Raw genomic sequence first — 219 nt, forward strand, 5'->3', positions numbered from 1 at the left:
GGAGGAATTCTGCCGGGCTGCCGGTGCCACCGGCGTGGTGCTCACCAAGCTGGACGGCACCCCCAAGGGCGGCTGTGCCGTCAGCGTGTGGGAAAACCTGGGTCTGCCCATCCGTTCCAGAATGCGGCGCAGTTCTTTCAGTTTGCCGGCGTTATTGCTGGCAGCACAGATCAGCATAGGTCAATCCTCCTTATGGGCGGGCACTTCGGGCAGCAGGGA

Annotated in this window: 1 pseudogene; it reads left to right on the top strand. The window is 63.0% G+C overall.

The annotated features are described in order from the left end of the window. Positions 1-219, top strand: a pseudogene (locus H6B10_RS17275) (hypothetical protein); the annotation flags it as partial.

Source organism: Gemmiger formicilis, from assembly GCF_016901605.1.
Taxonomy (GTDB): Bacteria; Bacillota; Clostridia; order Oscillospirales; family Ruminococcaceae; genus Gemmiger; species Gemmiger formicilis_B.